This window comes from Micromonospora taraxaci (genome assembly GCF_007830095.1).
GTDB lineage: Bacteria > Actinomycetota > Actinomycetes > Mycobacteriales > Micromonosporaceae > Micromonospora > Micromonospora taraxaci.
In genome coordinates, this window is the sequence record NZ_VIWZ01000002.1 from 530,251 (window position 1) to 553,153 (window position 22,903).

Sequence of the window (22,903 nt, forward strand, 5' to 3'; positions counted from 1 at the left end):
GCGGTGTGTCCATCGCGCTCAGCGGGTACCCCCTCGGTCGAGCGCGAACGCACACCGTGTGCGCCCGTGGTGGGTGCCTGCGTGTGAGCGTCCTTATCCGGCTCGTTGCGGAGTGTGGTCGGCTAATTGTCGGAGTGTCAGTTCACCACCCCGACTAATGCGACAATTTGCAACAGGGGTCCCCTGAGTGGCGCCGGATTCGTGACTGCCGCGACTGGTTACGCGTTGTAGGAGGTGAGGGGCGGATGACGGCGTTCGAGCACGATCTACCTGCTGTCCCGCACATCTCCGAGCGCCCCCAGCAGGGCATACGTGACGCTACGCGGTCTGATCATTACCGTAACGAGGTTGCGCAGCGTCACCGCCGGAGGTCTAGGCTGTCTGCTGTCCCCGATGATCCATCCATCTCTAGTGATCGAGAATTCGACGTGACGAGTGCGTTGACGCTGCCCACTGAGGGCCAGCTGGCGTCGTCCTGGCTGGAGACGCCGCCCGGGTCCCAGCCCCTGCCCCGCGACCTGGACCACCTCCTCGCGCTCCGCGTACCGGGGTTGATCGCTACGCGCCGTCACCTCCACTCGCACCCTGAGCTGTCCGGCAACGAGTTCGAGACGGCCGCGCTGATCGCCAGGGAGCTGTCGCTGGCCGGGCTGAACCCGCGCCTGCTGCCCAAGGGCAACGGTGTGATCTGCGACGTCAACGGCAGGCCGGACGGCCCGGTCGTCGCGCTGCGCGCCGACATCGACGCCCTGCCGCTCGACGACCCCAAGGATGTGTCCTACCGGTCGACCGTGGAGGGCGTGTGCCACGCCTGCGGGCACGACGTGCACACCTCGATCCTGCTCGGCGTCGGCATGTTGCTGGCCCAGCTCGCCGACCTCGGTGAGCTGGACGGGCGAGTCCGGCTCATCTTCCAGCCGGCCGAGGAGATCCTGCCCTGCGGCTCGCTGGAGGTCATCGAGGCCGGCGGCCTGGACGACGTGGTGCAGATCTTCGCGCTGCACTGCGACCCGAACCTGCCGGTGGGCCAGGTCGGCCTGCGGGTCGGCCCGATCACCGCAGCTGCCGACAACGTCACCGTCCGGCTCTCCGGCCCGGGCGGCCACACCGCCCGGCCGCACCTGACCGTCGACCTGGTCGACGCGCTCGGCCGGTTGATCACCGAGGTGCCCGCCCTGGTCAGCCGCCGGGTGCCGGCCAACAGTGGTCTGCTGCTGGTCTTCGGCCACGCCTCGGCCGGCACCCGGTACAACGTCATCCCGTCCGAGGCGAGCGCCTCCGGCACCCTGCGGGTGATGGACCGCGACACCTGGGAGCAGGCTCCCAAGATCGTCGCTCAGGTGGTCCGGGACGTGATCGCCCCGACCGGCGCCACTGTCGACCTGGAATACCTGCGGGGCCGGCCGCCGGTGTGCAACGACTCCCGTGCCATCCAGGTCCTGACCGCCGCCACCGCCGCGGCGCTCGGCCCGGAAGGGATCGCCGAGACGCCGCAGAGCATGGGCGGCGAGGACTTCTCCTGGTATCTGGAGTACGTCCCCGGCGCCCTCGCCCGGCTCGGCGTGGGTCGCTCCGGTCCCAACGTCGACCTGCACCGCGCCAGCTTCGACGTGGACGAGCGGGCCATCCCGGCCGGCGTACGCGTCATGGTGCAGACCGCGCTGCGGGCACTGGCGGCTGCGCGCTGACCGGCGCGGCCGGGGCCGCGGTCTTCTTCCGCCGACGCAGCACCAGCAGCAGCACCGCCACCGGCACGCCGAAGGCCACCAGCCAGGGCAGCAGCGCCCCCAGCACGGTGAGCATCACTGTCAACGAGGCGACGAACGCCTTCCAGCCGCCCCGGAGCCCGACCAGGAAACCGGTCTCGTCCTTGTCGTCGGTGGCCTTCTTCGCCGCCGGCCCGGCCAGCGACACGGTGATCGTGGAGAGAGCCGTCAGGTCGGCCAGCCGACGCTTCTTCGCCTCCAGCGACGCCAGGTCGGCCTCCCGGCGGCCCAACTCGTTCTCCAACGTCACCAGGTCGGTGATCGAGCTGGCCCGGGACAGTAGACGGCGGGCACTGTCCACCCGGGCCCGCTGACTCGTGATCCGGGCATCCAGGTCGACGGTCTCCTCAGTGACGTCCTGGGTGTTGATCTCCCGGCTCTGCTGCCGGCCGAGCTTCGAGATCTCCTCCACCACGCCGGAGAACTTCGGTGCCGGCACCCGCAACTGCAACTCCGCCACCGCGTCCTCGTCGGCACTGCGTCGCTGGTCGCCGCCGACGAAGCCACCGGCCCGGGTGGCCACGGCGACGACCTCACGGGCCGCCGCGTCCACATCGTCCACCTGCACGCGCATCGTTCCCGTGTAGATGATCGCCCGTTGGTCGACCCGCAGATCCGGTGCGCCGGCACCGGCCGCCTCCTGCGTCCCGCCCTTGGCGGCGTCCCTGCCCGCCTCGCCGCCGTTCGCCGCCGCCGGTGGCTCGGCGGCCGAGCCGGCGGTGTCCTTCGCCCCGCTGTCGCCGGCGCTGCAACCCGTGAGCACCAGCGCGGCCGCCAGTGCCGCTACCGCAAGCGCTGTGCCGCGGCGTCGTACCGTCCGTCCATCCATCCCCGCTCCCATCATCGTCATCCGGTGTGGCGATAGCTCGGACGCGGCGCACGCGTCGGCTGGTTCCGGCAGACTGCGCTGAGGACGTCACGATTCGATAATCGAGGAGTCACGATGCGACTCACCAAGTACGCCCACTCCTGCCTTCGCGTGGAGCACGACGGTGGAGTGCTCGTCGTCGACCCCGGGGTGTTCAGCGACCCGACGGTGGCACTGGACGGTGCGGACGCGGTGCTGATCACCCACCAACACCCGGACCACCTCGACCTGGCCGCGCTCCGCCTCCAGCTCGACCGGCAGCCGTTCCCGATCCACGGTCCCGCCTCGCTCGCCGAGACCCTGGGAGACGCGGCCGAGGCCCTGCACCCGGTCACCGCCGGCCAGTCGTTCACCGCCGCCGGGGTCGCCGTGCGCGCGTACGGGGGGCGGCACGCGGTGATCCACCCGGACATCCCGGTGATCGACAACCTCGGCTACCTGATCAACGACGTCGTCTACCACCCGGGGGACTCCCTGGTGGTGCCCGACGAGACTCCCGTCGACACGCTCTTCGCGCCGATCCACGCCCCCTGGTCGAAGTTCTCCGAGGTGCTCGACTTCATCCGGGCGGTCGCGCCGCGCCGCGCGTACGCCTTGCACGACGCCCTGCTCAACGACAACGGGCTGGGTGTGCTCGACCGGCAGTACGCGGCGATGTCCGGCACCGATTACCAGCGGCTGGAGCCTGGCAGCCGGGTGGACGTCTGACCCGATGCCCGGCCCCTCGACGGAGCTGGTGCAGCAGCTCTACCGCACCCCACCGGACCGGTTCGTGGCCGCCCGGGACGCCGCCGTGGCCGAGGCCCGCCGTGCCGGGGACGCGACCACCGCCCGACAGTTGGCCCGGCTACGTCGTCCGACGGTGGCCGCCTGGCTGGTGAACCTGCTCGCCATCAGACGCCCCGAGCTGGTGGCCGACCTGGTGCAGCTCGCGGACGCGCTCCGCACCGCCCAGCGGGAGCTGCGCGGGCCCCGGCTCCGGGAGCTGTCCGCGCAGCGCCGGGCGGTGGTCGGCGCCCTGGTCGTCGAGGTCCGCAAGCTCGCCGCGGCGGAACCGGAAGCGCCGCCGGCGGGTCGGCTGCCACTGGCCGAGGTGGAGGCGACCCTGAACGCGGCGTTCTCCGACGCCGAGGTCGCCGAGCAGGTCCGGGCAGGCCGTCTGCTCCGGGCGGCCAGTTACGCCGGGTTCGGTGAGGTGCCCCGGCCACAACTGCGGCTGGTCACCGGCGACGAGGAGGAGCAGGAGGAGCGCCCGGCCCGCCGACCCGGTACCCAGCGGGAACGCCCCGAGGTCGCCTCCCGCACGGATCGGACGACCTCCCGCACAGACCGGACGACCTCCCGTACGGACCGGGCAGCGGAGCGCGCCGAGCAGGCCGAGCGGGCTGCGCAGCGGGCGGCCCGCGCCGAGCGGGCTCGGCAGCGCCGCGTCCTGGACCGGGAACTGGGGCGTGCCCAGGCCGACCAGGAACGTGTCGAGGCCGAGCTGACCGAGGCCACCGCGCAGGAGCAGGACGGCGTCGCCGTACTCGACGGGATCGAGGCCGAGTTGGTCGAGTTGGAGCGGCGGCGGGCGGTCGCCGAGCAGGATCTCAGCCGAGCCAAGCTCGCTCGGCGCGCCGCCGAGCGTGCTGTCACCTCGGCTCGCCGGCGCGCGGGTGAGGTGGAGGCGGCGATCGAGGCGTTGGCGGCCGAAGAGGGGGATGCGGACGCGGGCGTCGGCGCGGCAGACTGACCATCGATGGACGACGACGAGTACGCGGACCGTCCACGGCGGGTGACCCCGGTGCGGGGAGTCGTCGTGGGTGACGGGTCGGGTTGTCCGAGGACGCCCCGGACCCGCAGGCGATCCTGGTGGGCGGCGCTCGGATGACACCGGAGCAGGCCGCCGCCGCCAGCAAACCCGTCGTGCTCGACCTGGGTGACGCGTTCAGCCGGGACCCGACCACGCTGCGCCGGGCCCGGCTGCTCGGCATCTCCGGCTGGGCGTTCTACATCGGCGGCCGGGCCGGCGCCCTCGGCGATGTGCGGGCCGAGACCGCCGCCGCCGCTCTCGGCTTCCTCGCCCCGGACGCCGTCGCCGACGGTTGGGACGCCGCCGGCCGGGTCGTGCCGCCGATCGAGGTGGCCGCCGCGAGTCTCGCCGAGTGCTGTCGATGGGGGGCTCAGCAGCTCGGCGCCCTGCCCGACACCGAGCGTCTGGCCGCACTCGTCGAGCGGGCGGTGGTCGCCGCGGACGCCAGCGGAATGCCGCTCTTCGCCGCCTGGCGGGCCATGCCGCTGCCGGATCTCAGCCCGGGGGCCCGGACCGCCGCCGGGCTGCGGTTGCTCCGCGAACACTTCACCGGCGCCTACCTGTTGGCGGTGCGCGCCGCCGGGATGACCGCGCTGGAGGCGGTGCTGTCCGGCCCGGAGGGGGAGGCCGGGGCAGTGGCCTGCGGCTGGCCGCCGCCATACCCCCCGATCGGGCCGTTGGTCCGCCGGCGACTCTGGGCCGAGGCCGTGACCAACAGACTGGCCGCGCCGGCGTTCACCGCCCTCGGCCCCGCCGACTGCACCGAGTTGGTGGAGTTGCTGCACCGCACCCGGGCCACCCTGCTCGCACAGGGCGGGAGGCCCGAGTGAGCGGAAAATAGGCGGCGCCGTCGGCGGTCCGCTGTCAAGATGCTCTGCCGTGACCCTTCCCGCTGGTTGGACAACGCGCAGGCCCACCCTCGCCGACGTGCCCGCGATCCTCGCCGTGGTGCACGCTGCCGACACCTTCGCCATCGGCCATCCCGACTTCGACGCGGAGGACGTCGCGGCGTCGCTGACCGCCCCCCACTTCGACCCGACCCGGGACTCCTGGCTGGCGGTCGACCCGGACGGCGCCGTGGTCGGCTGGGCGACGGTCGACAACCCGACCGGCGTCGGCCGGGAGTTCGTGGAGGTCTACGTCGACCCGGCGCGCGCTGCCACCGTCCGGGCGCCGCTGCTGGCCCGACAACTGGACCGGGTCGCCGAGCGTGCCGCCGAGCGAGGGCTGCCGGCGCTCACCGTCCGCTGCGCGGTCTTCGCGCCGGAACGCGCCTGGGAGCGGGACCTGACCGAGGCCGGGTTCACCCTCGCCAAGCGGTACGTCCGGATGAGCCGCTCGCTGGCCGACCTGCCGGACGAGCCCGCGCCGCCGCCCGGCGTGACAGTGCGACAGGTACGCCCCGACGACGAGGCCGACCTGCGGGAGTTTCACCGGATCTACGACGCCGCCTTCGCCGACACCCCGGACCACGAATCGGTGTCGTACGACCGGTGGCGGGCTCGGATCGGCGACCTGACCGCCTGGGACGAGTGGTTCGTCGCCGAGGTGGACGGGGTGCCGGCCGGCGTGTTGCAGTCCTCGGACCAGGCGCTCGACCAGCAGCAGGGCTGGGTGAAGAGTTTGTCGGTGCGGTCCGCGTACCGCCGGAGGGGTATGGGTGCGGCGCTGCTGCGCCGCGCCTTCGCCCGCTACGCCGAGAAGGGCCGGCAGTCGGCGGGTCTCGGCGTCGACCTCAGCAACCCGACCGCGCCGCTGTCGCTGTACGAGTCGGTGGGCCTGCGGGAGATCCTGTGGACCGACATGTACGAGCGTTCCGTACCGGCCGCCGGTGTGTGATTGACGACCCCGGTCGGGCCCGACCGGCGATCCGGTCGACAGCGGTAGCAGACTGGGGGCGTGCGATACGCGCTGCTACGCCGACGCGGTGCCGGTGGGGCGGGACCGCAACTCGGTGACGTAGTCGTCCGGGGCGCCCGCCTTCTCGGCGGCGTTCGCGATCTCGGACAGGTACCACGACGTCGGCAGGCCGCCCTCGTACCCGTTGAAGACGTAGATCCATGCCGTCACGTCGCCGTCGAGCGTGGAGACCCGGACGTGCAGCTTGCGGTACGTGCCGGCGGTCACCCCCTCGAGCTCGTCGAGCTGGCCGGCGTCGTACGGGTGGATGTCGTAGAGCGCCACGAAGACCCGGTCACCGGGAGACTCGACCAGGGTGCTGACCGCACCCTCCCAGCCGATCACGTCCGCGCCGGCGAAGGTCAGCCGCCAGCCTTCCAGCCAGCCGGTGCCCACCATCGGGGAATGCGGACAGTAGGCGCGCATCCGGGCGGGGTCGAGATTTGAGCCGTAGGCGGCGTGATGACGCACGGCGATGACGATAGCCCGACGGACGGGTGGGGGAGAATACGACTGTGCGTGTCGAATGCGCCCAGGAGAAGAAAGTCACTGTGAGCATGGACGAAGGGCGAACGCTGTGAGCCGGATCGTGATCATCGGCGGGGGGCCGGCCGGGTACGAGGCGGCCCTGGTGGCCGCCCAACTGGATGCCGATGTCACGGTGGTGGAGGCGGACGGTGCCGGCGGGGCCTGCGTGCTCTCCGACTGCGTACCGTCGAAGACCTTCATCGCCAGCTCGGGGGTGGTCACGGGCTACCGGGACACCGAGGAGTTCGGGGTGCACTCGGACGGCCTGGAGGCGGTCACCGTCGACGCGCGGGCGGTGCACGAGCGGGTCAAGCGGTTGGCCCTGGCGCAGTCCGCGGACATCCACGCCAAGCTGCTGAAGGCGGGTGTCACCTTCGTGGCCGGCACCGCCCGGCTCGGTGAGGACTCCCTCGGGCACACCCACCGGGTCGTCGTCACCCCCGCCGACGGCGGCGGGGAATACTCCATCGACGCCTCGACCGTGCTTGTCGCGACCGGTTCGACACCCCGCCAGCTGCCCACCGCCGTACCGGACGGTGAGCGCATCCTGACCTGGCGTCAGGTGTACGACCTGCCCGAGCTGCCCGAGCACCTGATCGTGGTCGGCTCGGGTGTGACCGGCGCGGAGTTCGCCAGCGCGTACCTGGCGATGGGGGTCCAGGTCACCCTGGTCTCCAGCCGGGACCGGGTGATGCCGCACGAGGATGCCGACGCCGCGTCCGCCATCGAGCGGGTGTTCCGCAACCGGGGCATGGAGATCCTCAACAACTCCCGGGCCGACGCGGTCCGGCGTACCGCCGACGGCGTCGAGGTGGAGCTCTCCGACGGCCGGAAGGTGACCGGCTCACACGCGTTGATCACCGTCGGCTCGATCCCGAACACCGCCGACCTGGGTCTGGCCGAGTACGGGGTGGAACTGGGCCGGGGCGGCTACATCACCGTCGACCGGGCGTCCCGGACCAACGTGCCCGGCATCTACGCCGCCGGTGACTGCACGGGGGTGCTGCTGCTGGCCAGTGTCGCCGCCATGCAGGGCCGGATCGCCATGTGGCACGCCCTCGGCGAGGCGGTTCGTCCGCTGCGTCTGCGTACCGTCGCGGCGAACGTCTTCACCGATCCGGAGCTGGCCACCGTGGGTGTCTCGCAGGACGAGGTGGACGCGGGCAAGGTGCCGGCCCGGCAGGTGATGCTGCCGCTGTCCGGCAACGCCCGGGCGAAGATGGACGACCTCGCGGACGGCTTCGTGAAGCTCTTCTGCCGGCCGGCCAGCGGTCAGGTGATCGGCGGTGTGGTGGTCGCCCCGAAGGCCAGCGAGCTGATCCTGCCGATCACCATGGCGGTGGAGAACAACCTGACGGTCAACGAGTTGGCCCAGACCATCACCATCTACCCGAGTCTGTCCGGCTCGATCACCGAAGCGGCCCGCCAGCTCATGCTCCACGAGCTGGAGTAATTGTTGTCGATCATGGACTTGTGGTGGGCGGTTCACGCCGTTGCACCCCTTTTGCGGGGCACCACAACTCCATGATCGACGCCGGTGGCCCGGTCGGCGGCCCGGGTCTGGATCAGGGCGACGGTTGCCAGCACCGCCACCTCGGTGAGGATGAGGAGGCGTTCGGCCAAGCCGATCAGCAGACGGTCACCGGGGTAGGCGGACCAGATCATCGCCACCGCCAGGGCCAGGCTCAGCACGACGAGGGCGCGTAGCGTCCGGGCGGCGGGGGCCAGGTCGGGTCGACGGGCGAGCAGCCAGCCAGCCGCCGGCAGGGCGAGGAAGGCGATCACCGAGGCGTACCGGTGCACGTATGCCGCAGTGGTCATGGTGGTGCCGGGCTCGTTCGTCGGCACCAGCGCGGCCAGCAGCAGGCCGGACACCCACGCGCCGAGCAGCAGCTCGACCGCGCGACCGGGCTGCGGTGGGCCGGTGCGGCGCAGTCCGTACAGCAGTGCCACGGTGGCGAGCGCGAGCACCACCATCGCGACGTCGATGACCCCGCCCCGGTCGGAGACCGCGAAGTCGCTGATGGTCAGCGCCCACGGGCTGAGGTCGTCGTTGACTTCCAGGTGGCCGATCACGGTGAGCAGCGCCGCCACGGCGATCCCGCCGAGGGTCAGCACGCCGGTGTTCCGGGTTCCAGGCATGCCTCAGCCTGTCGCCGACAGCACCCGAGCCGAATCCGGGACGCCCACCGAGTTCGGACCCCGGGAACACCCCTAGTCAGTCGGACGAGCTACGCCTCTGCTCGGTCACGCCACGTTCAGGTGGATGTTGCCGATGCGGGCGACGACGTCGAGGTGGCCCCCCAGTCCGGTGACATAAGCCCGAAGTGTCTCCAGGCTGGTGTGCTCACCGTTCTCGATCTGGCTGATCCTGGCCTGGGTCAACCCTGCGGCCTCGGCGAGTTGGACCTGCGTCATGCCCAACTGCTTACGGATCTCCGCTAGCTGTGCGCCACTCACCGATGCCAGCATCTGCTCACGCTGCTGGGCGCGTCGAGTCACCCGGTCCGGATGTTCCCAGGACGGATCGATCTCCCTGGCCTTCGCCTTGACGTCGCGCCAGTCAACTCCACCGGTCATTTCTCTGTTTCCTTCAGGCTGGAGAGGTGCTCCTGAAACCGGTCATCCGCCAACGGGACGGCCTTCTGGTACCAACTCTGCCACTGACCCGACTTGTCGCCAGCGACCAAGAAGACAGCTTCTCGAAGTGGATCGAAGGCGAAGATCATGCGGATCTCCGTGGCACCAGCGGATCCAGGTCGCAGCTCCTTCATGTGGTGGAAAAGACTGCCCTTGAGCCGGTCGACCAGAGGACGCCCGAGCGCCGGCCCGTGTTCGGCGAGGAGGTCAATGGCCTCGCTGACGAGGTCGGCGCTGGCGGGATCAGTCCTGCTGAGGTTGAGAAACTACTCCTCAACCTCGGGGTGAAGCTTGACGTCCCACATCCCGCCAATATAAGTGCAGCTTATACCCAGAACGCTGGGCGACACTCAGTCGATCGGGATGTTCGCGCCGGCGGCGGCGCGGGCGTGGCGGGCGCTGACCAGGGTCATCGCCCATCCGGCTGCGGCGAAGCCGACCGCCGCGGCGGTGGCGATGATGGCCAGGCGCCACGCCGACTCGGTGAGGGCGGTGCCGCCGAGATGCCCGACCAGCGCGCCGTAGGTGGCCCAACCCAGGGCGGCGACCGCCTCGTACAGCATGAACAGCCGGTACGGGTAGCGGCTGCGGCCGGCCGAGAAGCAGGCCGCCATGCGCCCACCGGGCACGAACCGGCAGAGCAGGATGACCATCGGTCCGGGTTGCCGGAGCCCCTGGGTGACCCGGCTGGCGACCCGCCGGGCCCGGCTCAGCTCGGCGTGCCGGGGTGGCCGCCGATCCGGCGCGCTCCGTCCGAGCAGGTAGCAGGCCAGGTCGCCGACAAAAACGCCGAGCGCGCCGACGGCGATGGTGACCGGCAGGCTGAGCCCGCCGTAGACGGTGAGCGCGCCACTGGTGATCATGACGATCTGAGTGGGGATCACCGGGACGAAGGCGTCCGCGATCAGCAGGGCGACCAGCACTAGGTACGCCCACGTCGGCGAAGCGACGTCAGTCAGTAGTTCGGGCACGCCTGCCACCTCGCCGGATGCGGCCAATTGGGTGTCTTGAGCCTGACGGCGTGTCCGGCGTCACCGTGGACAACCCCGGCCCGTCGTGACGGTCGACACGGCCAGGCCACCCGGGGTTCAACGAGGCGAACCGGTTCCGGGTGATGGGTTCGGTGGCTGTCCCACCCCTGCCGGAGCGGTCGGCGGATCGGCGATCGTCGGCGTACCGTTGTCCGCGCGGCCACGCCCGTCGGGTCCCCCGTTCCTGACGAATTCGGGCCGCCAGGGCCGCCGGCGGGTCCCGCGCCGGCGGCCCGCCCCCGTCCGCGTCCCGACCGCCGTAATCCAGGTGCGTCCTCGATCGTTCGACGGATAGCGTCGTCGTATGCGCAGTGCGGTAGTGGTGACCACGACGCCGGGTGTCCCCGGCGCGCCGCTCTGACGTAACCACCGTCGACCAGGCCCCGGGGCGATCCGCCCCCGAGGGCCGTGCGGCGTTCGGTGTCCAGGTCGCCTCCGGGTCGTACCCGATCCAGGAGCCCGACATGATCGACCACCGCAGGCTCGGCCGTGAGCTGGACCTCTTCGTCTCCGATCCGCTGGCCGGCGCCGGTCTGCCGATCTGGCTGCCCGCCGGCGCCGCCGCCCGGCACGCCGTCGAGGAGTACGTCCGAGAGTTGGAGCGTCGTTCCGGCCACCAGCACGTCTACTCGCCGCCGCTGGGCAAACGCGAACTCTTCGAACTCTCCGGCCATCTCGGCTACTTCGCCGACGACATGTTCCCGCCGATGCGGCTGAGCGCCGACGACGAGTTCGTGCTCCGGCCGGCGCTCTGCCCCCATCACGCGCTGGTGTTCCGGGCCCGTGGACGCTCCTACCGGGAGTTGCCGCTGCGGGTCGCGGAGCTGGGCGGGATGTACCGCTCGGAGCGTTCCGGGGTGCTCGGTGGGCTGTCCCGGGTACGCGCCATCTCTCTGAACGACGCGCACACCTTCTGCGCGCCGGAGCAGGTCGGTGCGGAGGTCGCCGCGATCCTCGGACTGATCCGGGAGGCGCACGCCGCGCTGGGCGTACGCCCGGCCGGGTTCCGGCTGTCGCTGCGCGGGCCGGGCGAGAAGTACGTCGGTGACGACGCGCAGTGGGCCCGTGCGGAGGACCTGCTCCGCGCCGCGCTGGCCGGGATGGAGTACGTCGAGGCGCCCGGTGAGGCAGCGTTCTACGGGCCGAAGATCGACATTCAGATCGTCGACGCGGCCGGTCGGGAGTCGACCATCTCCACCATCCAACTCGACTTCGACAAACCCGAGCGGTTCGACCTGTCGTACACCGATTCCGACGGCAGCCGGCGTCGACCGGTCATGGTGCACCGGAGTCTGGTCGGCAGCATGGAGCGGTTGTTCGCGTACCTGATCGAGGTACACGAGGGTGCCTTCCCGGCCTGGTATGCGCCCGTCCAACTGGTCCTGCTGCCGGTCGACGCCGGGCAGGTCGACGCGGCGGCGGACCTGGCCCGGCAGGCCGTCGACGTCGGCCTGCGGGTCGCTGTCGACGTCGCCGGGTCGCTGGGCGCCCGGATCCGGGACGCGGCCCGCCGCCGCGTCCCGTACCTCGGGGTGTTGGGCGCCCGGGAGGCGGCCGACGGACGCCTCGCGCTGCGCCTGCGTGGTGGCCGGGCCCTGGACCCGATGCCGGCCGCCGACGCGCTCGCCCTGATCGGCGGGCAGGTCGCCGCCCGCGCGACCGACCTGTTGCCGCGAGAGTGAGCTGCCCGCCGAACCAGGACCAGGACGCATGCTCTACACCGACGCCGGTTGGGCGGCGGGTTCCTCGTCGACCACCGCGCCGGTGAACTGGGAACGGTAGAGCCGGTGGTACGCGCCGTGGGCGGCGAGCAGCTGCTCGTGGGTGCCCTGCTCGACGATCCGGCCGTCCTCCATCATCAGGATCAGGTCGGCGTCGCGGATGGTGGAGAGCCGGTGCGCGATGACGAAGCTGGTCCGGTCGGAGCGCAGCGCGGCCATCGCCCGTTGGAGCAGCACCTCGGTGCGGGTGTCCACCGAGCTGGTGGCCTCGTCGAGGATGAGCAGCGACGGTTCGGCGAGGAACGCCCGGGCGATGGTGATGAGCTGCTTCTCGCCGGCGCTGACGTTGCTGCCCTCCTCGTCGATGACCGTGTCGTAGCCGTCGGGCAGGCTGCGCACGAACCGGTCCACGAAGGTGGCCCGCGCCGCCGCGACGATCTCCTCCTCGGTCGCGTCGGGCCGCCCGTAGGCGATGTTGTCGCGGATGGTGCCGCCGAAGAGCCAGGTGTCCTGGAGCACCATGCCGATCCGTCCGCGCAGGTCGTCGCGGCGCATCGTGGTGATGTCCAGCCCGTCGAGGGTGATCCGGCCGGCGTCCAGCTCGTAGAACCGCATGACCAGGTTGACCAGTGTGGTCTTCCCGGCGCCGGTCGGGCCGACGATCGCCACCGTGTGCCCCGGCTCGGCGACCAGCGACAGGTCGTCGATCAACGGCTTGTCCGGCTCGTAGGAGAACGAGACGTGATCGAACTCGACCCGGCCGTGCGGGTCGGTGACCCGGGCCGGCTCGACCGGGTCGGGGGTCTGCTCGTCGGCGTCGAGCACCGCGAAGACCCGCTCGGCGGACGCCACCCCGGACTGGAGCAGGTTGGCCATCGACGCGAGTTGGGTGAGCGGCTGGGTGAACTGGCGGGAGTACTGGATGAACGCCTGCACGTCACCGAGGCTCATCGTGCCGGAGGCGACCCGCAGGCCACCGACCACGGCGATCGCGACGTAGCTCAGGTTTCCGATGAACATCATCGACGGCATGATGATCCCGGAAATGAACTGCGCGCCGAAGCTGGCCCGGAACAACTCCTCGTTCTTCGCGTGGAACGCGGCCTCCACCTCGCGCTGCCGACCGAAGACCTTCACCAGCTCGTGGCCGGTGTACGCCTCCTCGATCTGACCGTTCAACTCGCCGGTGTGCGTCCACTGTGCGACGAACTGCTTCTGCGAGCGCTTCGCGATGCGTTGGGTTACCAGCACCGACAGGGGCACCGCGACCAGCGCCACCAGGGCCAGCAGCGGCGAGATCCAGAACATCACGCCGAGCACGCCGACCACTGTCAGCAGGGAGGTGAGGAGCTGACTGAGGGTCTGCTGGAGGCTGGTGGAGATGTTGTCGATATCGTTGGTGACGCGGCTGAGCAGCTCGCCCCGGGGTTGCCTGTCGAAGTAGGGCAACGGCAGCCGGTTGAGCTTCTCCTCCACCTCGGCGCGCAGCCGCAGCACGGTGCGCTGGACCACCCCGTTGAGCAGCCAACCCTGCCACCACGACAGCAGGCTCGCCGCCAGGTAGAGCCCGAGCGCCAACAGCAGCACCCGGCTCAGGGCGTCGAAGTCGATGCCCATCCCGGGCACCACGTCCATCCGGGCCAGCATGTCGGCGAAGCTCTCGTTGCCGCTGGCCCGGGCTGCGGCGATCGCCTGCTCGGCGGTGGTGCCCGCCTCCAGTCGCCGACCGATCACGCCGCTGAAGATGATGTCGGTGGCGTGGCCGAGGATCTTCGGCCCGGCCACGCTGAACCCGACACTCACCACGGCGAGAGTGATGATCGCCGCCAGGTGCAGCCGGTGCGGGCGCAGCCGGCCGAGCAACCGCCGGGCCGACGGCCCGAAGTTCATCGACTTCTCGGCGGGCATTCCGGCGCTCATCCACCCCGGGCCACCACCCGGGCGACCTGGCGGCAGCCGCTTCGGCGTCGGCGCGTCGCCGCCGGGTTGCTGCGCGGCGTCGCCCGGTGTCCGCCCGTCGCCGGCCGGCTTCTGACTGGGTACGGCCGCGGTGCGCGGCTCGTCGTGCTCGCTCATGCCGCCACCTCCGCCGTCTGCTGCGAGGCGACGATCTCGGCGTACGTCGGGCAGGTCTCCAACAACTCCGCGTGTCGTCCCACTCCGACGACCCCTCCGTTCTCGAGCACGATGATCTGGTCGGCGTCGACGATCGTGGAGACCCGTTGGGCCACGATCACTACAGCGGACTGCGCGGTGATCGGCCGCAACGCCGCCCTCAGCCGTGCGTCGGTGCCGAGGTCGAGCGCGGAGAACGAGTCGTCGAACAGGTAGATCTCCGGTTGCCGGACCAGGGCGCGGGCGATGGCGAGGCGTTGCCGCTGCCCGCCGGAGACGGTGGTGCCGCCCTGCGCGATCGGGGCGTCCAGCCCGCCGGGCATCTGCGCCACGAAGTCCCGTGCCTGGGCCATCTCCAGTGCCGCCCACAGGTCCTCGTCGGTGGCGTCCGGGTTGCCGTAGCGCAGGTTGCTCGCGATCGTCCCGGTGAACAGGTACGGCCGCTGCGGCACCAGGCCGATGCGTCGCCACAGTTCGTCGGGTGCCAGCTCCCGCACGTCCACACCGTCGACGAGCACCGCGCCCGCGGTGACGTCGACCAGGCGGGGGATCAGTGACAGCAGTGTCGTCTTGCCGGCGCCGGTGCTGCCGATGATCGCCGTGGTGGTGCCCGGGGTGGCCCGGAAGGAGATGTCGCGCAGCACTGGCTCGACCGCTCCCGGGTACTGGAAGCGCACCCCGCGCAGCTCCAGCTCCGCCCGGGTGGGCGGGTCGGTGACCGGCGCGGCGGCGGGTACCACCGAGGAGTCGGTGTCCAGCACCTCGACGATGCGTTCGGCGCAGACCGCCGCCCGGGGCACCATCATCAGCATGAAGGTGGCCATCATGACCGCCATCAGGATCTGCATCAGGTACGCCAGGAAGGCCGTCAGCGCGCCGATCTCGATCGCGTTGGCGTCCACCCGCTGCGCGCCGAACCAGAGCACCGCCACGCTGGAGACGTTCAGCACCAGCATGACCACCGGGAAGATCAACGCCAGCAACCGGCCGGTACGCAGCGCGGTGGCGGTCAGGTCGGCGTTGGCGACGGCGAAGCGGTCCGTCTCGTACGGCTCGCGGACGAAGGCACGGACCACCCGGATGCCGGTGATCTGCTCACGCAGCACCCGGTTGACAGTGTCGATGCGGGTCTGCATCAGCCGGAAGCCCGGCACCATCCGGCGGATGATCGCGCCGAGTGCGATGGCCAGCACGGGCACGCTGACCAGCATCAACCAGGACAGGCCGATGTCCTCGCGCAGCGCCATGAAGACGCCACCGACGCTCATGATGGGTGCGGCGACCAGCATCGTGCAGCTCATCAGCACGAGCATCTGCACCTGCTGGACGTCGTTGGTGTTGCGGGTGATCAGCGACGGCGCGCCGAACCGGGCCACCTCACGGGCGGAGAACCGGTTGACGTGCCCGAACAGCTCGGCGCGGACGTCCCGGCCGAAGCCCATCGCCACGCGTGCGCCGAGATAGACGGCGGCGATCGAACAGACGATCTGGACCAGGCTGACCAGCAACATCCAGCCGCCGGTGCGGACGATGTAGTCGGTGTCGCCCAGGGCGACGCCCTGGTCGATGATGTCCGCGTTGAGGCTTGGCAGGTAGAGCGAGGCCATGGTGCCCACGAACTGGAGCAGCACCACCGCCAGCAGTGGTCGTTGGTAGGTGCGCAGTTGGTTGCGCAGCAGTCGGATCAGCACGCCGGATCCTTCGGTTCGGTGAGGCGTCCGGTCATCCGCGGGTCGTCCCCGCTGCCGATGACCTCCAGCAGGAACTCGCGGATCACAGTGGCCTTCTCCGGGTCGGCGTCGACCGAGGTGAGCGGGCGTCCGGAGTGCATCAACGCGCTGAGCGCAGCGGCCCGCTCCCGGCCGGCGGGCGTGAGGGCGAGTCGGATGCTGCGCCGGTCGCTGTCGTCGCGCTGTCGCTCGACCAGACCGTCGCGCTCGAGTGTGTCCACGATGCCGGTGAGGGTCGCCGGACGGACGAAGCCCTTCTCGGCGACCTGCCGGTGGGGCAGTTCGCCGTGTCGGGCGAGCGTCATCAGGGTGATCATGCCGGCCTGGGTGAGGCCGTGCTCCTCGGCGAGGTAGCGGTTCCACCGCTGCCCGACCAGGTGCCCGGCCACCACCAGCAGTCGTCCGAGAGGCACGTCCTGGAGGGTCACGAGTTCCACGACAGTAGGTTAGCTCCCTGATAGTCAGGGGCCAAACGAAATAGCGACCGCCGCCGCGACGAAGACCAGTTGCAGCGCGGTGCGCTGCGCGAGCGGGGTGACCGGGCGCCCGGCGAGGGTCAGCCTTCGGCGTGCGGCCGAGACGTTGGCCGGGAACATCGCGAGCATCAGCAGGGCGAGTCCGGCCGCCGCGATCGTGGCGGTCGCCGGCACCAGCAGGCCAATCGCGCCGATCAGTTCCAGCACTCCGGTGGCGGTGACCAGCAGGTCCGGTCGGGGCAGTCGGGGCGGGACCATCGCGATCAGGTCGGCGCGGCGCCGGCCGACGAAGTGAGCGACGGCGGTCAGCGTGAACATCAGGGCCAGCCCGACGCGCAGAGCCGGGTGCCATCCGTCCAGCGCGGAGATGCCGGCCAGGCCGGCGAGGCGGGCCAGGGCGCTGCCGACGAGCAGTGCGATCAGGGGTGCCATCGAAATCCTCCTCGGAAAACTTGTCAGTGACAAGACTGCGAGTCAAGGTGGCATCTTGTCAATGACAAGATACGATCCTGGCGTGACCGAATCGCGTGCGTACCATCACGGGGATCTTCGCCGCGCACTGCTCGCCGCCGCGCTGGAGGCCATCGAGGAGGTCGGGCCCACCGCGTTGAGCCTGCGCGACCTCGCTCGTCGTGCCGGCGTCTCGCACGCCGCGCCCGCGCACCACTTCGGAGACAAGGCGGGCCTGCTCACCGCGCTCGCCGCTCAGGGCTTCGACCTGTTGGCTCAGGCGTTGGTTCAGGCCGGCGACGACCTGCTCGAGGCCGGCGTCGCGTACGTGGACTTCGCCGTCCGGCACCGCGCGTACTTCGAGGTGATGTTCCGGCCCGAGCTGCACCGGGCGGACGACGCCGAGCTGACCGCCGCCCGAGAGCGCGCGGGTGCCGCACTCCGCTCGGGGGTGGCCGCCCTACCCGGCGGTGGCGCGCCCGCCGACACCGACCGGGACGCGCTCTCCGCCTGGTCGATCGCCCATGGCTTCGCCACCCTCTGGCTGGCCGGAGCGCTGCCCGACCGGGTCGGCAACAACCCCCGCGAGGCGGCCCGAGAAGTCCTGAGCCGCCTGACAACCTAAGGGCGAACCACACCCCTTCCCCTGTTGACCATGAAGTTATTGCCACGACACGCCGATGCGAGAGGCAATAACTTCATGATCAACGGGGGTGGGTGGTGGGGGCTACCAGCTTGTGGGGAGGGGCATTCCTTCGGTGAAGCCGGCGGCGCTTTGGACGCCTACCAGGGCGCGGTCGTGGAACTGGGTCAGATCCCGTGCGCCGGCGTAGGTGAAGGCGCTGCGCACCCCGGCGATGATCTCGTCGATCAGGTCCTCCACACCGGGGCGGGCCGGGTCCAGGTACATCCGGGCCGAGGAGATGCCCTCCTCGAACACCGCCTTGCGGGCCCGGTCGTACGGGCTGTCGTCGGCGGTACGGGCGCTGACCGCCCGAGCCGACGCCATCCCGAAGCTCTCCTTGTACCGCCGGCCGTCCGCGTCGGTGTAGAGGTCACCGGGGGACTCGTAGGTGCCGGCGAACCAGGAGCCGATCATCACGTTGGACGCTCCGGCGGCGAGCGCGAGCGCCACGTCCCGTGGGTGCCGCACCCCGCCGTCGGCCCAGACGTGCCGGCCCAGTTCGCGGGCGGCCGCCGCGCAGTCGAGGACGGCGGAGAACTGCGGTCGGCCCACGCCGGTCATCATCCGGGTGGTGCACATCGCGCCCGGTCCGACGCCGACCTTGATGATGTCGGCCCCGGCCTCGACCAGGTCGCGTACCCCCTCGGCGGTGACCACGTTGCCGGCCGCCACCGGCACTCCCGGGTCCAGCTTGCGGACCGCCTGGAGGGCGGAGATCATCCGTGCCTGGTGGCCGTGCGCGGTGTCCACGACCAGGGTGTCCACTCCCGCCTCCAGCAGTGCCCTGGCCTTGCCGGTCACGTCACCGTTGATCCCGACCGCCGCCGCGATGCGCAGTCGGCCCCGGTCGTCCACCGCCGGTGTGTAGAGGGTCGCCCGCAGCGCGCCCTGGCGGGTCAGCACCCCGACCAGTCGACCGTCGGCGTCCACCACGGGGGCGAGCCGGCGACGCCCCGCCGAGAGCCTCTCGAACCCGGTACGCGGGTCCGCGTCCGCCGGGACGGTGTGCAGCTCGGTCGACATCACGTGACGCAGCTGGGCGAACCGGTCCACGCCAGTGGTGTCCGCCTCGGTGACCACGCCCATCGGCCGGCCGTCGTCGTCGACCACGATCACCGCACCGTGCGAGCGCTTGGGCAGCAGGTGGATGGCATCGCCGACGGTCTCGGTCGGCCCCAGGGTGATCGGCGTGTCGTAAACCAGGTGCCGTTGCTTGACCCAGGCGACGACGTTCGCCACCACCTCGATCGGGATGTCCTGCGGGATCACCGCGATCGCGCCCCGGCGGGCCACCGTCTCCGCCATCCGCCGGCCGGCGACAGCTGTCATGTTCGACACCACCAGCGGGATGGTGGTGCCGGTGCCGTCGCTGGTGGAGAGGTCGACGTCGAGCCGGGAACCCAGGTCGGAGCGGGCCGGCGCCATGAAGACGTCGGTATAGGTCAGGTCGTGCGCGGGAACCGCGCCGTGTAGGAACCGCACCCGGCCATCATTCCCGCCCCCGGCCGCCATCGCCCACGTCGGTGCCGCAAACCACCCTCGCCCTACGGCGCTGCGTCCGACAAAGCGGACGGGAAGGCCCTCCGACCGTCAGGCGATGGTGCAGATCGGGGCGCCGGCGGTGATCACGGCACCGACCTCGGCGGCGAGCCCGCTGACAGTGCCCGCCTTGTGGGCGTGCAACGGCTGTTCCATCTTCATCGCCTCCAGCACCACCACCAGGTCGCCCTCGGCCACCGTGTCGCCGTCGGCGACCGCGATCTTGACGATGGTGCCCTGCATCGGCGAGGTGAGCGCGTCTCCACCGACCGGGGCGCCGGCCTTCGCACCGCCACCGCGCCGAGTCGGCTTACGGGAGGCGGGTGCCGCGGTGGTCGTACTCCCGCCGAAGCCGGCGGGGAGGCTGACCTCGAGGCGCTTGCCGCCGACCTCGACCACGACGGTGTCGCGCTCGGCCTGCGCTTCGGCGGCGCCGGCGGCGGCGGTGAAGGGCGGCACCGTGTTGTGGAACTCGGTCTCGATCCACCGGGTGTGCACGCTGAACGGCTCGGCAGTGAACGCCTCGTCGCGCACCACCAGCCGGTGGAACGGCAGAGCGGTGGCCATGCCGTCGAGGACCATCTCGTCCAGCGCGCGACGGGCGCGTTCCAGGGCCTCGGTCCGCGTCTCACCGGTGATGATCACCTTGGCGAGCAGCGAGTCGAAGTTGCCGCCGATCACGTCGCCGGCGGAGATGCCGGTGTCGACCCGCACGCCCGGGCCGGTGGGCAGCCGCAGTGCGGTGACAGTGCCCGGGGCGGGCAGGAAGTTGCGGCCCGGGTCCTCGCCGTTGATCCGGAACTCGATGGAGTGCCCGCGCGGCTTCGGGTCCTCGGTGATGCGCAGCTTCTCGCCGTCGGCGATCCGGAACTGCTCGCGGACCAGGTCGATGCCGGCGGTCTCCTCGGTGACCGGGTGCTCAACCTGGAGTCGGGTGTTCACCTCCAGGAAGGAGATCGTCCCGTCCACGCCGACCAGGTATTCCACGGTGCCGGCGCCGTGGTAGCCGGCCTCGCGGCAGATCGCCTTGGCGCTGTCGTGGATCTGCGCCCGCTGGGCGTCGGTGAGGAACGGCGCGGGGGCCTCCTCGACGAGCTTCTGGTGCCGACGTTGCAACGAGCAGTCCCGGGTGCCGACCACGATCACGTTGCCGTGCTGGTCGGCGAGGACCTGCGCCTCGACGTGCCGGGGCTGGTCCAGGTAGCGCTCGACGAAGCACTCGCCCCGGCCGAACGCCGCGACCGCCTCCCGGGTGGCCGACTCGAAGAGCTGGGGGATCTCCTCCATCGTGCGGGCGACCTTGAGGCCGCGACCGCCGCCACCGAAGGCCGCCTTGATGGCCACCGGCAGGCCGTGGTCGACGGCGAAGGCGATCACCTCGTCCGGGCTGGCCACCGGGTCCGGGGTGCCGGGAACGAGCGGCGCGCCGGCCCGCTGGGCGATGTGCCGGGCGGTGACCTTGTCGCCAAGGTCGCGGATCGCCTGCGGGGTGGGGCCGATCCAGGTCAGCCCGGCGTCGATGACCGCCTGGGCGAAGTCGGCGTTCTCGGAAAGAAAGCCATAACCCGGGTGTACGGCGTCGGCGCCGGCCCGGGCGGCGACGTCGAGCAGCTTGTCGATGCGCAGGTACGTCTCGGTCGCGCTGTCGCCGCCGAGCGCGTACGCCTCGTCCGCGAGGGTGGCGTGCAGGGCGTCGCGGTCGGAATCCGCGTAGACGGCGACGCTGTCGAGGCCGGCGTCGCGGCACGCACGGATCACCCGGACGGCGATCTCGCCGCGGTTGGCGATGAGTACCTTGCGCACCTTCGTGGCTCCTCCCGGGCAGGTTACTGACGGGGAGTGTATCGGCCACCCTGGCGGCCCTAACGATCGCTCAGTGTGGGATGCGGCACTGCGCCACCCCCACTTAGTCAAACTTGGCTATTACGCTTGTGAGGTGTCTGCGACTCGAATGATGATCCTCGGTCTGGTGCGGTGGATGCAGCCCGTGCACGGCTACGACGTACGCCGTGAGCTGCTGAGCTGGAGCGCCGACAAGTGGGCCAACGTGCAGCCCGGATCGATCTACCACGCGCTGCGCAAACTCACCGAGGAAGGGCTGCTCAACGCCGTCGCGACCGAGCAGGTCGGCGCTCGTCCGGCGCGGACCACCTACGAGGTGACCGCCAAGGGGGAGGACGAGTTCGAGACGTTGCTGCGCAACCTCTGGTGGAACCTCAGCGAGCCGCCCGACCCGTTTACGGCGGCGTTCTCCTTCCTGCCGGCGATGCCCCGTTCGGAGGCGGCGGCGGCCCTGCGGAACCGCGCCAACCTGCTCCGCGCCAACGTCGCCTCGATGCGTGCCTCGCTCGAGTCGGACTGGGTGCGCAACGCCAAGCCGGTGCATGTCAGTTGGATGGTCGAGCTGTGGTCCGCCCGGGCAGAGGCGGAGGTCGGGTGGTGCGAGCGAATCGCGGAACGTGTCGAGTCAGGTGTGTCGTACCTGCCTGCTGAGCTGGAGAACGCGGATGGTTGGCCGGGGTGGCGGGACGGTGAGGAGCGGCCCGCACCCAACGCGGAATAATCAACGTTGACTAAAAAAGTTATATCGCGTTACCCTGCTGAGGCACAGCGGGGGAGTGCGCCGTCCGGCGTCGTCCCAATCGGCGGTCGGCTCGACCGGCCCGAACGACCAGGAGCAGAGATGATCGAGACCAGGGGGCTGCGGAAGTCGTTCCGCTCCCGCGCGGGTCGAGAGACGAAGACCGTGGACGCCGTGCGGGGCGTCAACCTCGAAGTCGCCGAGGGCGAGATCTTCGGCTTCCTCGGCCCGAACGGCGCCGGCAAGACCACCACGCTGCGGATGCTCGCCACGCTGATCGAGCCGGACGGCGGCGAAGCCACCATCGCCGGCGCCGACCTCCGCAAGGACCCGGCCGAGGTGCGCCGCCGCATCGGCTACGTCCCACAGGGCGGCAGCACCTGGGACGAGTCCACCGCACGCGAGGAACTGGTGCTGCACGCCCGCATGTACGGCATCAGCAAGGCCGACGCGCAGCGCCGCGCCGTCCGCGCGCTGGACGCCTTCCAACTCACCGAGTACGCCGACCGCAAGTGCAAGACCTACTCCGGCGGTCAACGCCGACGGGTCGAGATCGCGCTCGGCATCATCCACGAGCCGAAGATCGTCTTCCTGGACGAGCCGACCACCGGCCTCGACCCGCAGAGCCGCGCCCACATGTGGGACGAGATCCGCCGACTGCGCAGCGACGGCATGACCGTCTTCATCACCACGCACTACCTGGACGAAGCAGACGCGCTCTGCGACCGGATCGCGATCATGGACAACGGCGAGGTCGTGGCCGAGGGCACCCCCGCCGAGCTCAAGCGGGAGATCTCCGGCGACGTGGTGCTGGTCGGCCTCGACCTGACCGCCACCGAGCGGGCCGCCAAGGCCCTCGACGGCGAGCCGTTCGTCAACAAGCTGGAGACCGTCGACGAGGGCGGCCTGCGCCTCTACGTCGACGAGGGCGCCACCGCCATCCCGCAGGTGCTGCGCCGACTCGACCACGCGGGCCTGGAGCTGCGCTCGATCGAGCTGCACCGGCCCAGCCTGGACGACGTCTTCCTCACCAAGACCGGCCGCTCGCTGCGCGAGTCCTGACCACCGCTCGCTGCGCG

The 22,903-nt window shown here is 71.0% G+C and carries 21 protein-coding genes and 1 pseudogene; 10 read left to right on the plus strand and 12 right to left on the minus strand.

Annotated features, from left to right (window positions below; all coding sequences use genetic code 11):
* Window positions 1-428 precede the first annotated feature (428 nt).
* Window positions 429-1,688 carry an amidohydrolase gene (locus FHU34_RS31610; RefSeq protein ID WP_145786271.1) on the plus strand — a complete coding sequence of 420 codons (1,260 nt, stop codon included), beginning with the start codon at window positions 429-431 and terminating at the stop codon, window positions 1,686-1,688.
* Here FHU34_RS31610 and FHU34_RS31615 read toward each other — a convergent pair.
* Window positions 1,645-2,616, minus strand: a complete 972-nt coding sequence (locus tag FHU34_RS31615) for a DUF4349 domain-containing protein (RefSeq protein WP_145786272.1) — start codon at window positions 2,614-2,616, stop codon at window positions 1,645-1,647. The genes FHU34_RS31610 and FHU34_RS31615 overlap by 44 nt on opposite strands.
* A gap of 93 nt (window positions 2,617-2,709) precedes the next feature.
* Here FHU34_RS31615 and FHU34_RS31620 point away from each other — a divergent pair, with 93 nt between their 5' ends.
* From FHU34_RS31620 to FHU34_RS31640, 4 genes are all read left to right on the plus strand, one after another.
* On the plus strand, window positions 2,710-3,342 hold the full coding sequence (locus FHU34_RS31620) for an MBL fold metallo-hydrolase (protein ID WP_145786273.1): 633 nt from the start codon (window positions 2,710-2,712) through the stop codon (window positions 3,340-3,342).
* 4 nt (window positions 3,343-3,346) lie between these two features.
* Entirely contained in the window at window positions 3,347-4,369 is a 1,023-nt protein-coding gene (locus tag FHU34_RS31625; RefSeq protein ID WP_145786274.1) for a hypothetical protein, read from the plus strand.
* Window positions 4,370-4,503: 134 nt separating this feature from the next.
* Window positions 4,504-5,259, plus strand: coding sequence for an SCO6745 family protein (locus tag FHU34_RS31635; protein WP_145786492.1), 756 nt, complete (start codon window positions 4,504-4,506; stop codon window positions 5,257-5,259).
* A 49-nt stretch (window positions 5,260-5,308) separates the two neighbouring features.
* Window positions 5,309-6,268 (plus strand): GNAT family N-acetyltransferase, encoded by a 960-nt coding sequence (locus FHU34_RS31640; RefSeq protein ID WP_145786275.1) that lies wholly within the window; start codon window positions 5,309-5,311, stop codon window positions 6,266-6,268.
* 75 nt (window positions 6,269-6,343) lie between these two features.
* On the opposite strand, the gene FHU34_RS31645 is transcribed toward FHU34_RS31640, so the two are convergent.
* Complete coding sequence (locus FHU34_RS31645) at window positions 6,344-6,799, minus strand: gamma-glutamylcyclotransferase family protein (RefSeq protein ID WP_088946172.1); 456 nt, start codon at window positions 6,797-6,799, stop codon at window positions 6,344-6,346.
* A 106-nt stretch (window positions 6,800-6,905) separates the two neighbouring features.
* Between FHU34_RS31645 and FHU34_RS31650 the strand changes: the two genes are divergently transcribed.
* Window positions 6,906-8,309: an NAD(P)H-quinone dehydrogenase gene (locus FHU34_RS31650; RefSeq protein ID WP_145786276.1), complete on the plus strand. Its 1,404-nt coding sequence runs from the start codon at window positions 6,906-6,908 to the stop codon at window positions 8,307-8,309.
* Between the two features lie 32 nt (window positions 8,310-8,341).
* Here FHU34_RS31650 and FHU34_RS31655 read toward each other — a convergent pair whose 3' ends face one another.
* The 4 genes and pseudogenes from FHU34_RS31655 to FHU34_RS31670 form a co-directional block, all read right to left on the minus strand.
* Window positions 8,342-8,998 carry a DUF998 domain-containing protein gene (locus FHU34_RS31655; protein ID WP_145786277.1) on the minus strand — a complete coding sequence of 219 codons (657 nt, stop codon included), beginning with the start codon at window positions 8,996-8,998 and terminating at the stop codon, window positions 8,342-8,344.
* Window positions 8,999-9,103: 105 nt separating this feature from the next.
* Window positions 9,104-9,436, minus strand: coding sequence for a helix-turn-helix domain-containing protein (locus FHU34_RS31660; protein WP_145786278.1), 333 nt, complete (start codon window positions 9,434-9,436; stop codon window positions 9,104-9,106).
* Window positions 9,433-9,738: pseudogene (locus tag FHU34_RS31665) on the minus strand (type II toxin-antitoxin system RelE/ParE family toxin); the annotation flags it as partial. The gene FHU34_RS31660 and the pseudogene FHU34_RS31665, both read right to left, overlap by 4 nt.
* Before the next feature lie 108 nt (window positions 9,739-9,846).
* Complete coding sequence (locus FHU34_RS31670; protein WP_145786279.1) at window positions 9,847-10,467, minus strand: DedA family protein; 621 nt, start codon at window positions 10,465-10,467, stop codon at window positions 9,847-9,849.
* 524 nt (window positions 10,468-10,991) lie between these two features.
* Here FHU34_RS31670 and thrS point away from each other — a divergent pair.
* Window positions 10,992-12,209, plus strand: a complete 1,218-nt coding sequence (gene thrS, locus FHU34_RS31675) for a threonine--tRNA ligase (RefSeq protein WP_145786280.1) — start codon at window positions 10,992-10,994, stop codon at window positions 12,207-12,209.
* A gap of 33 nt (window positions 12,210-12,242) precedes the next feature.
* Here the strand turns inward: thrS and FHU34_RS31680 are convergent, their stop codons facing one another.
* The 4 genes from FHU34_RS31680 to FHU34_RS31695 all read right to left on the minus strand — a co-directional run bounded on the left by FHU34_RS31680 (window position 12,243) and on the right by FHU34_RS31695 (window position 17,001).
* Window positions 12,243-14,168, minus strand: a complete 1,926-nt coding sequence (locus tag FHU34_RS31680; protein WP_244312084.1) for an ABC transporter ATP-binding protein — start codon at window positions 14,166-14,168, stop codon at window positions 12,243-12,245.
* A 152-nt stretch (window positions 14,169-14,320) separates the two neighbouring features.
* Window positions 14,321-16,054, minus strand: a complete 1,734-nt coding sequence (locus tag FHU34_RS31685; RefSeq protein WP_145786281.1) for an ABC transporter ATP-binding protein — start codon at window positions 16,052-16,054, stop codon at window positions 14,321-14,323.
* Complete coding sequence (locus tag FHU34_RS31690) at window positions 16,048-16,530, minus strand: MarR family winged helix-turn-helix transcriptional regulator (RefSeq protein WP_145786282.1); 483 nt, start codon at window positions 16,528-16,530, stop codon at window positions 16,048-16,050. The genes FHU34_RS31685 and FHU34_RS31690 overlap by 7 nt, the downstream gene beginning before the upstream one ends.
* Before the next feature lie 24 nt (window positions 16,531-16,554).
* Window positions 16,555-17,001, minus strand: a complete 447-nt coding sequence (locus FHU34_RS31695) for a DoxX family protein (RefSeq protein ID WP_145786283.1) — start codon at window positions 16,999-17,001, stop codon at window positions 16,555-16,557.
* An 82-nt stretch (window positions 17,002-17,083) separates the two neighbouring features.
* Between FHU34_RS31695 and FHU34_RS31700 the strand changes: the two genes are divergently transcribed.
* A complete protein-coding gene (locus FHU34_RS31700) occupies window positions 17,084-17,644 on the plus strand; it encodes a TetR/AcrR family transcriptional regulator (RefSeq protein ID WP_145786284.1) in 561 nt (186 codons plus the stop codon).
* Between the two features lie 102 nt (window positions 17,645-17,746).
* On the opposite strand, the gene FHU34_RS31705 is transcribed toward FHU34_RS31700, so the two are convergent.
* Together FHU34_RS31705 and FHU34_RS31710 are read right to left on the minus strand one after the other, a co-directional pair.
* Complete coding sequence (locus tag FHU34_RS31705) at window positions 17,747-19,186, minus strand: GuaB1 family IMP dehydrogenase-related protein (RefSeq protein ID WP_145786285.1); 1,440 nt, start codon at window positions 19,184-19,186, stop codon at window positions 17,747-17,749.
* A gap of 108 nt (window positions 19,187-19,294) precedes the next feature.
* Entirely contained in the window at window positions 19,295-21,046 is a 1,752-nt protein-coding gene (locus tag FHU34_RS31710) for an acetyl/propionyl/methylcrotonyl-CoA carboxylase subunit alpha (protein WP_145786286.1), read from the minus strand.
* A 148-nt stretch (window positions 21,047-21,194) separates the two neighbouring features.
* Between FHU34_RS31710 and FHU34_RS31715 the strand changes: the two genes are divergently transcribed.
* Together FHU34_RS31715 and FHU34_RS31720 are read left to right on the plus strand one after the other, a co-directional pair.
* Complete coding sequence (locus FHU34_RS31715) at window positions 21,195-21,806, plus strand: PadR family transcriptional regulator (RefSeq protein WP_145786494.1); 612 nt, start codon at window positions 21,195-21,197, stop codon at window positions 21,804-21,806.
* Window positions 21,807-21,926: 120 nt separating this feature from the next.
* On the plus strand, window positions 21,927-22,886 hold the full coding sequence (locus FHU34_RS31720) for an ATP-binding cassette domain-containing protein (protein WP_145786287.1): 960 nt from the start codon (window positions 21,927-21,929) through the stop codon (window positions 22,884-22,886).
* Window positions 22,887-22,903 lie beyond the last annotated feature (17 nt).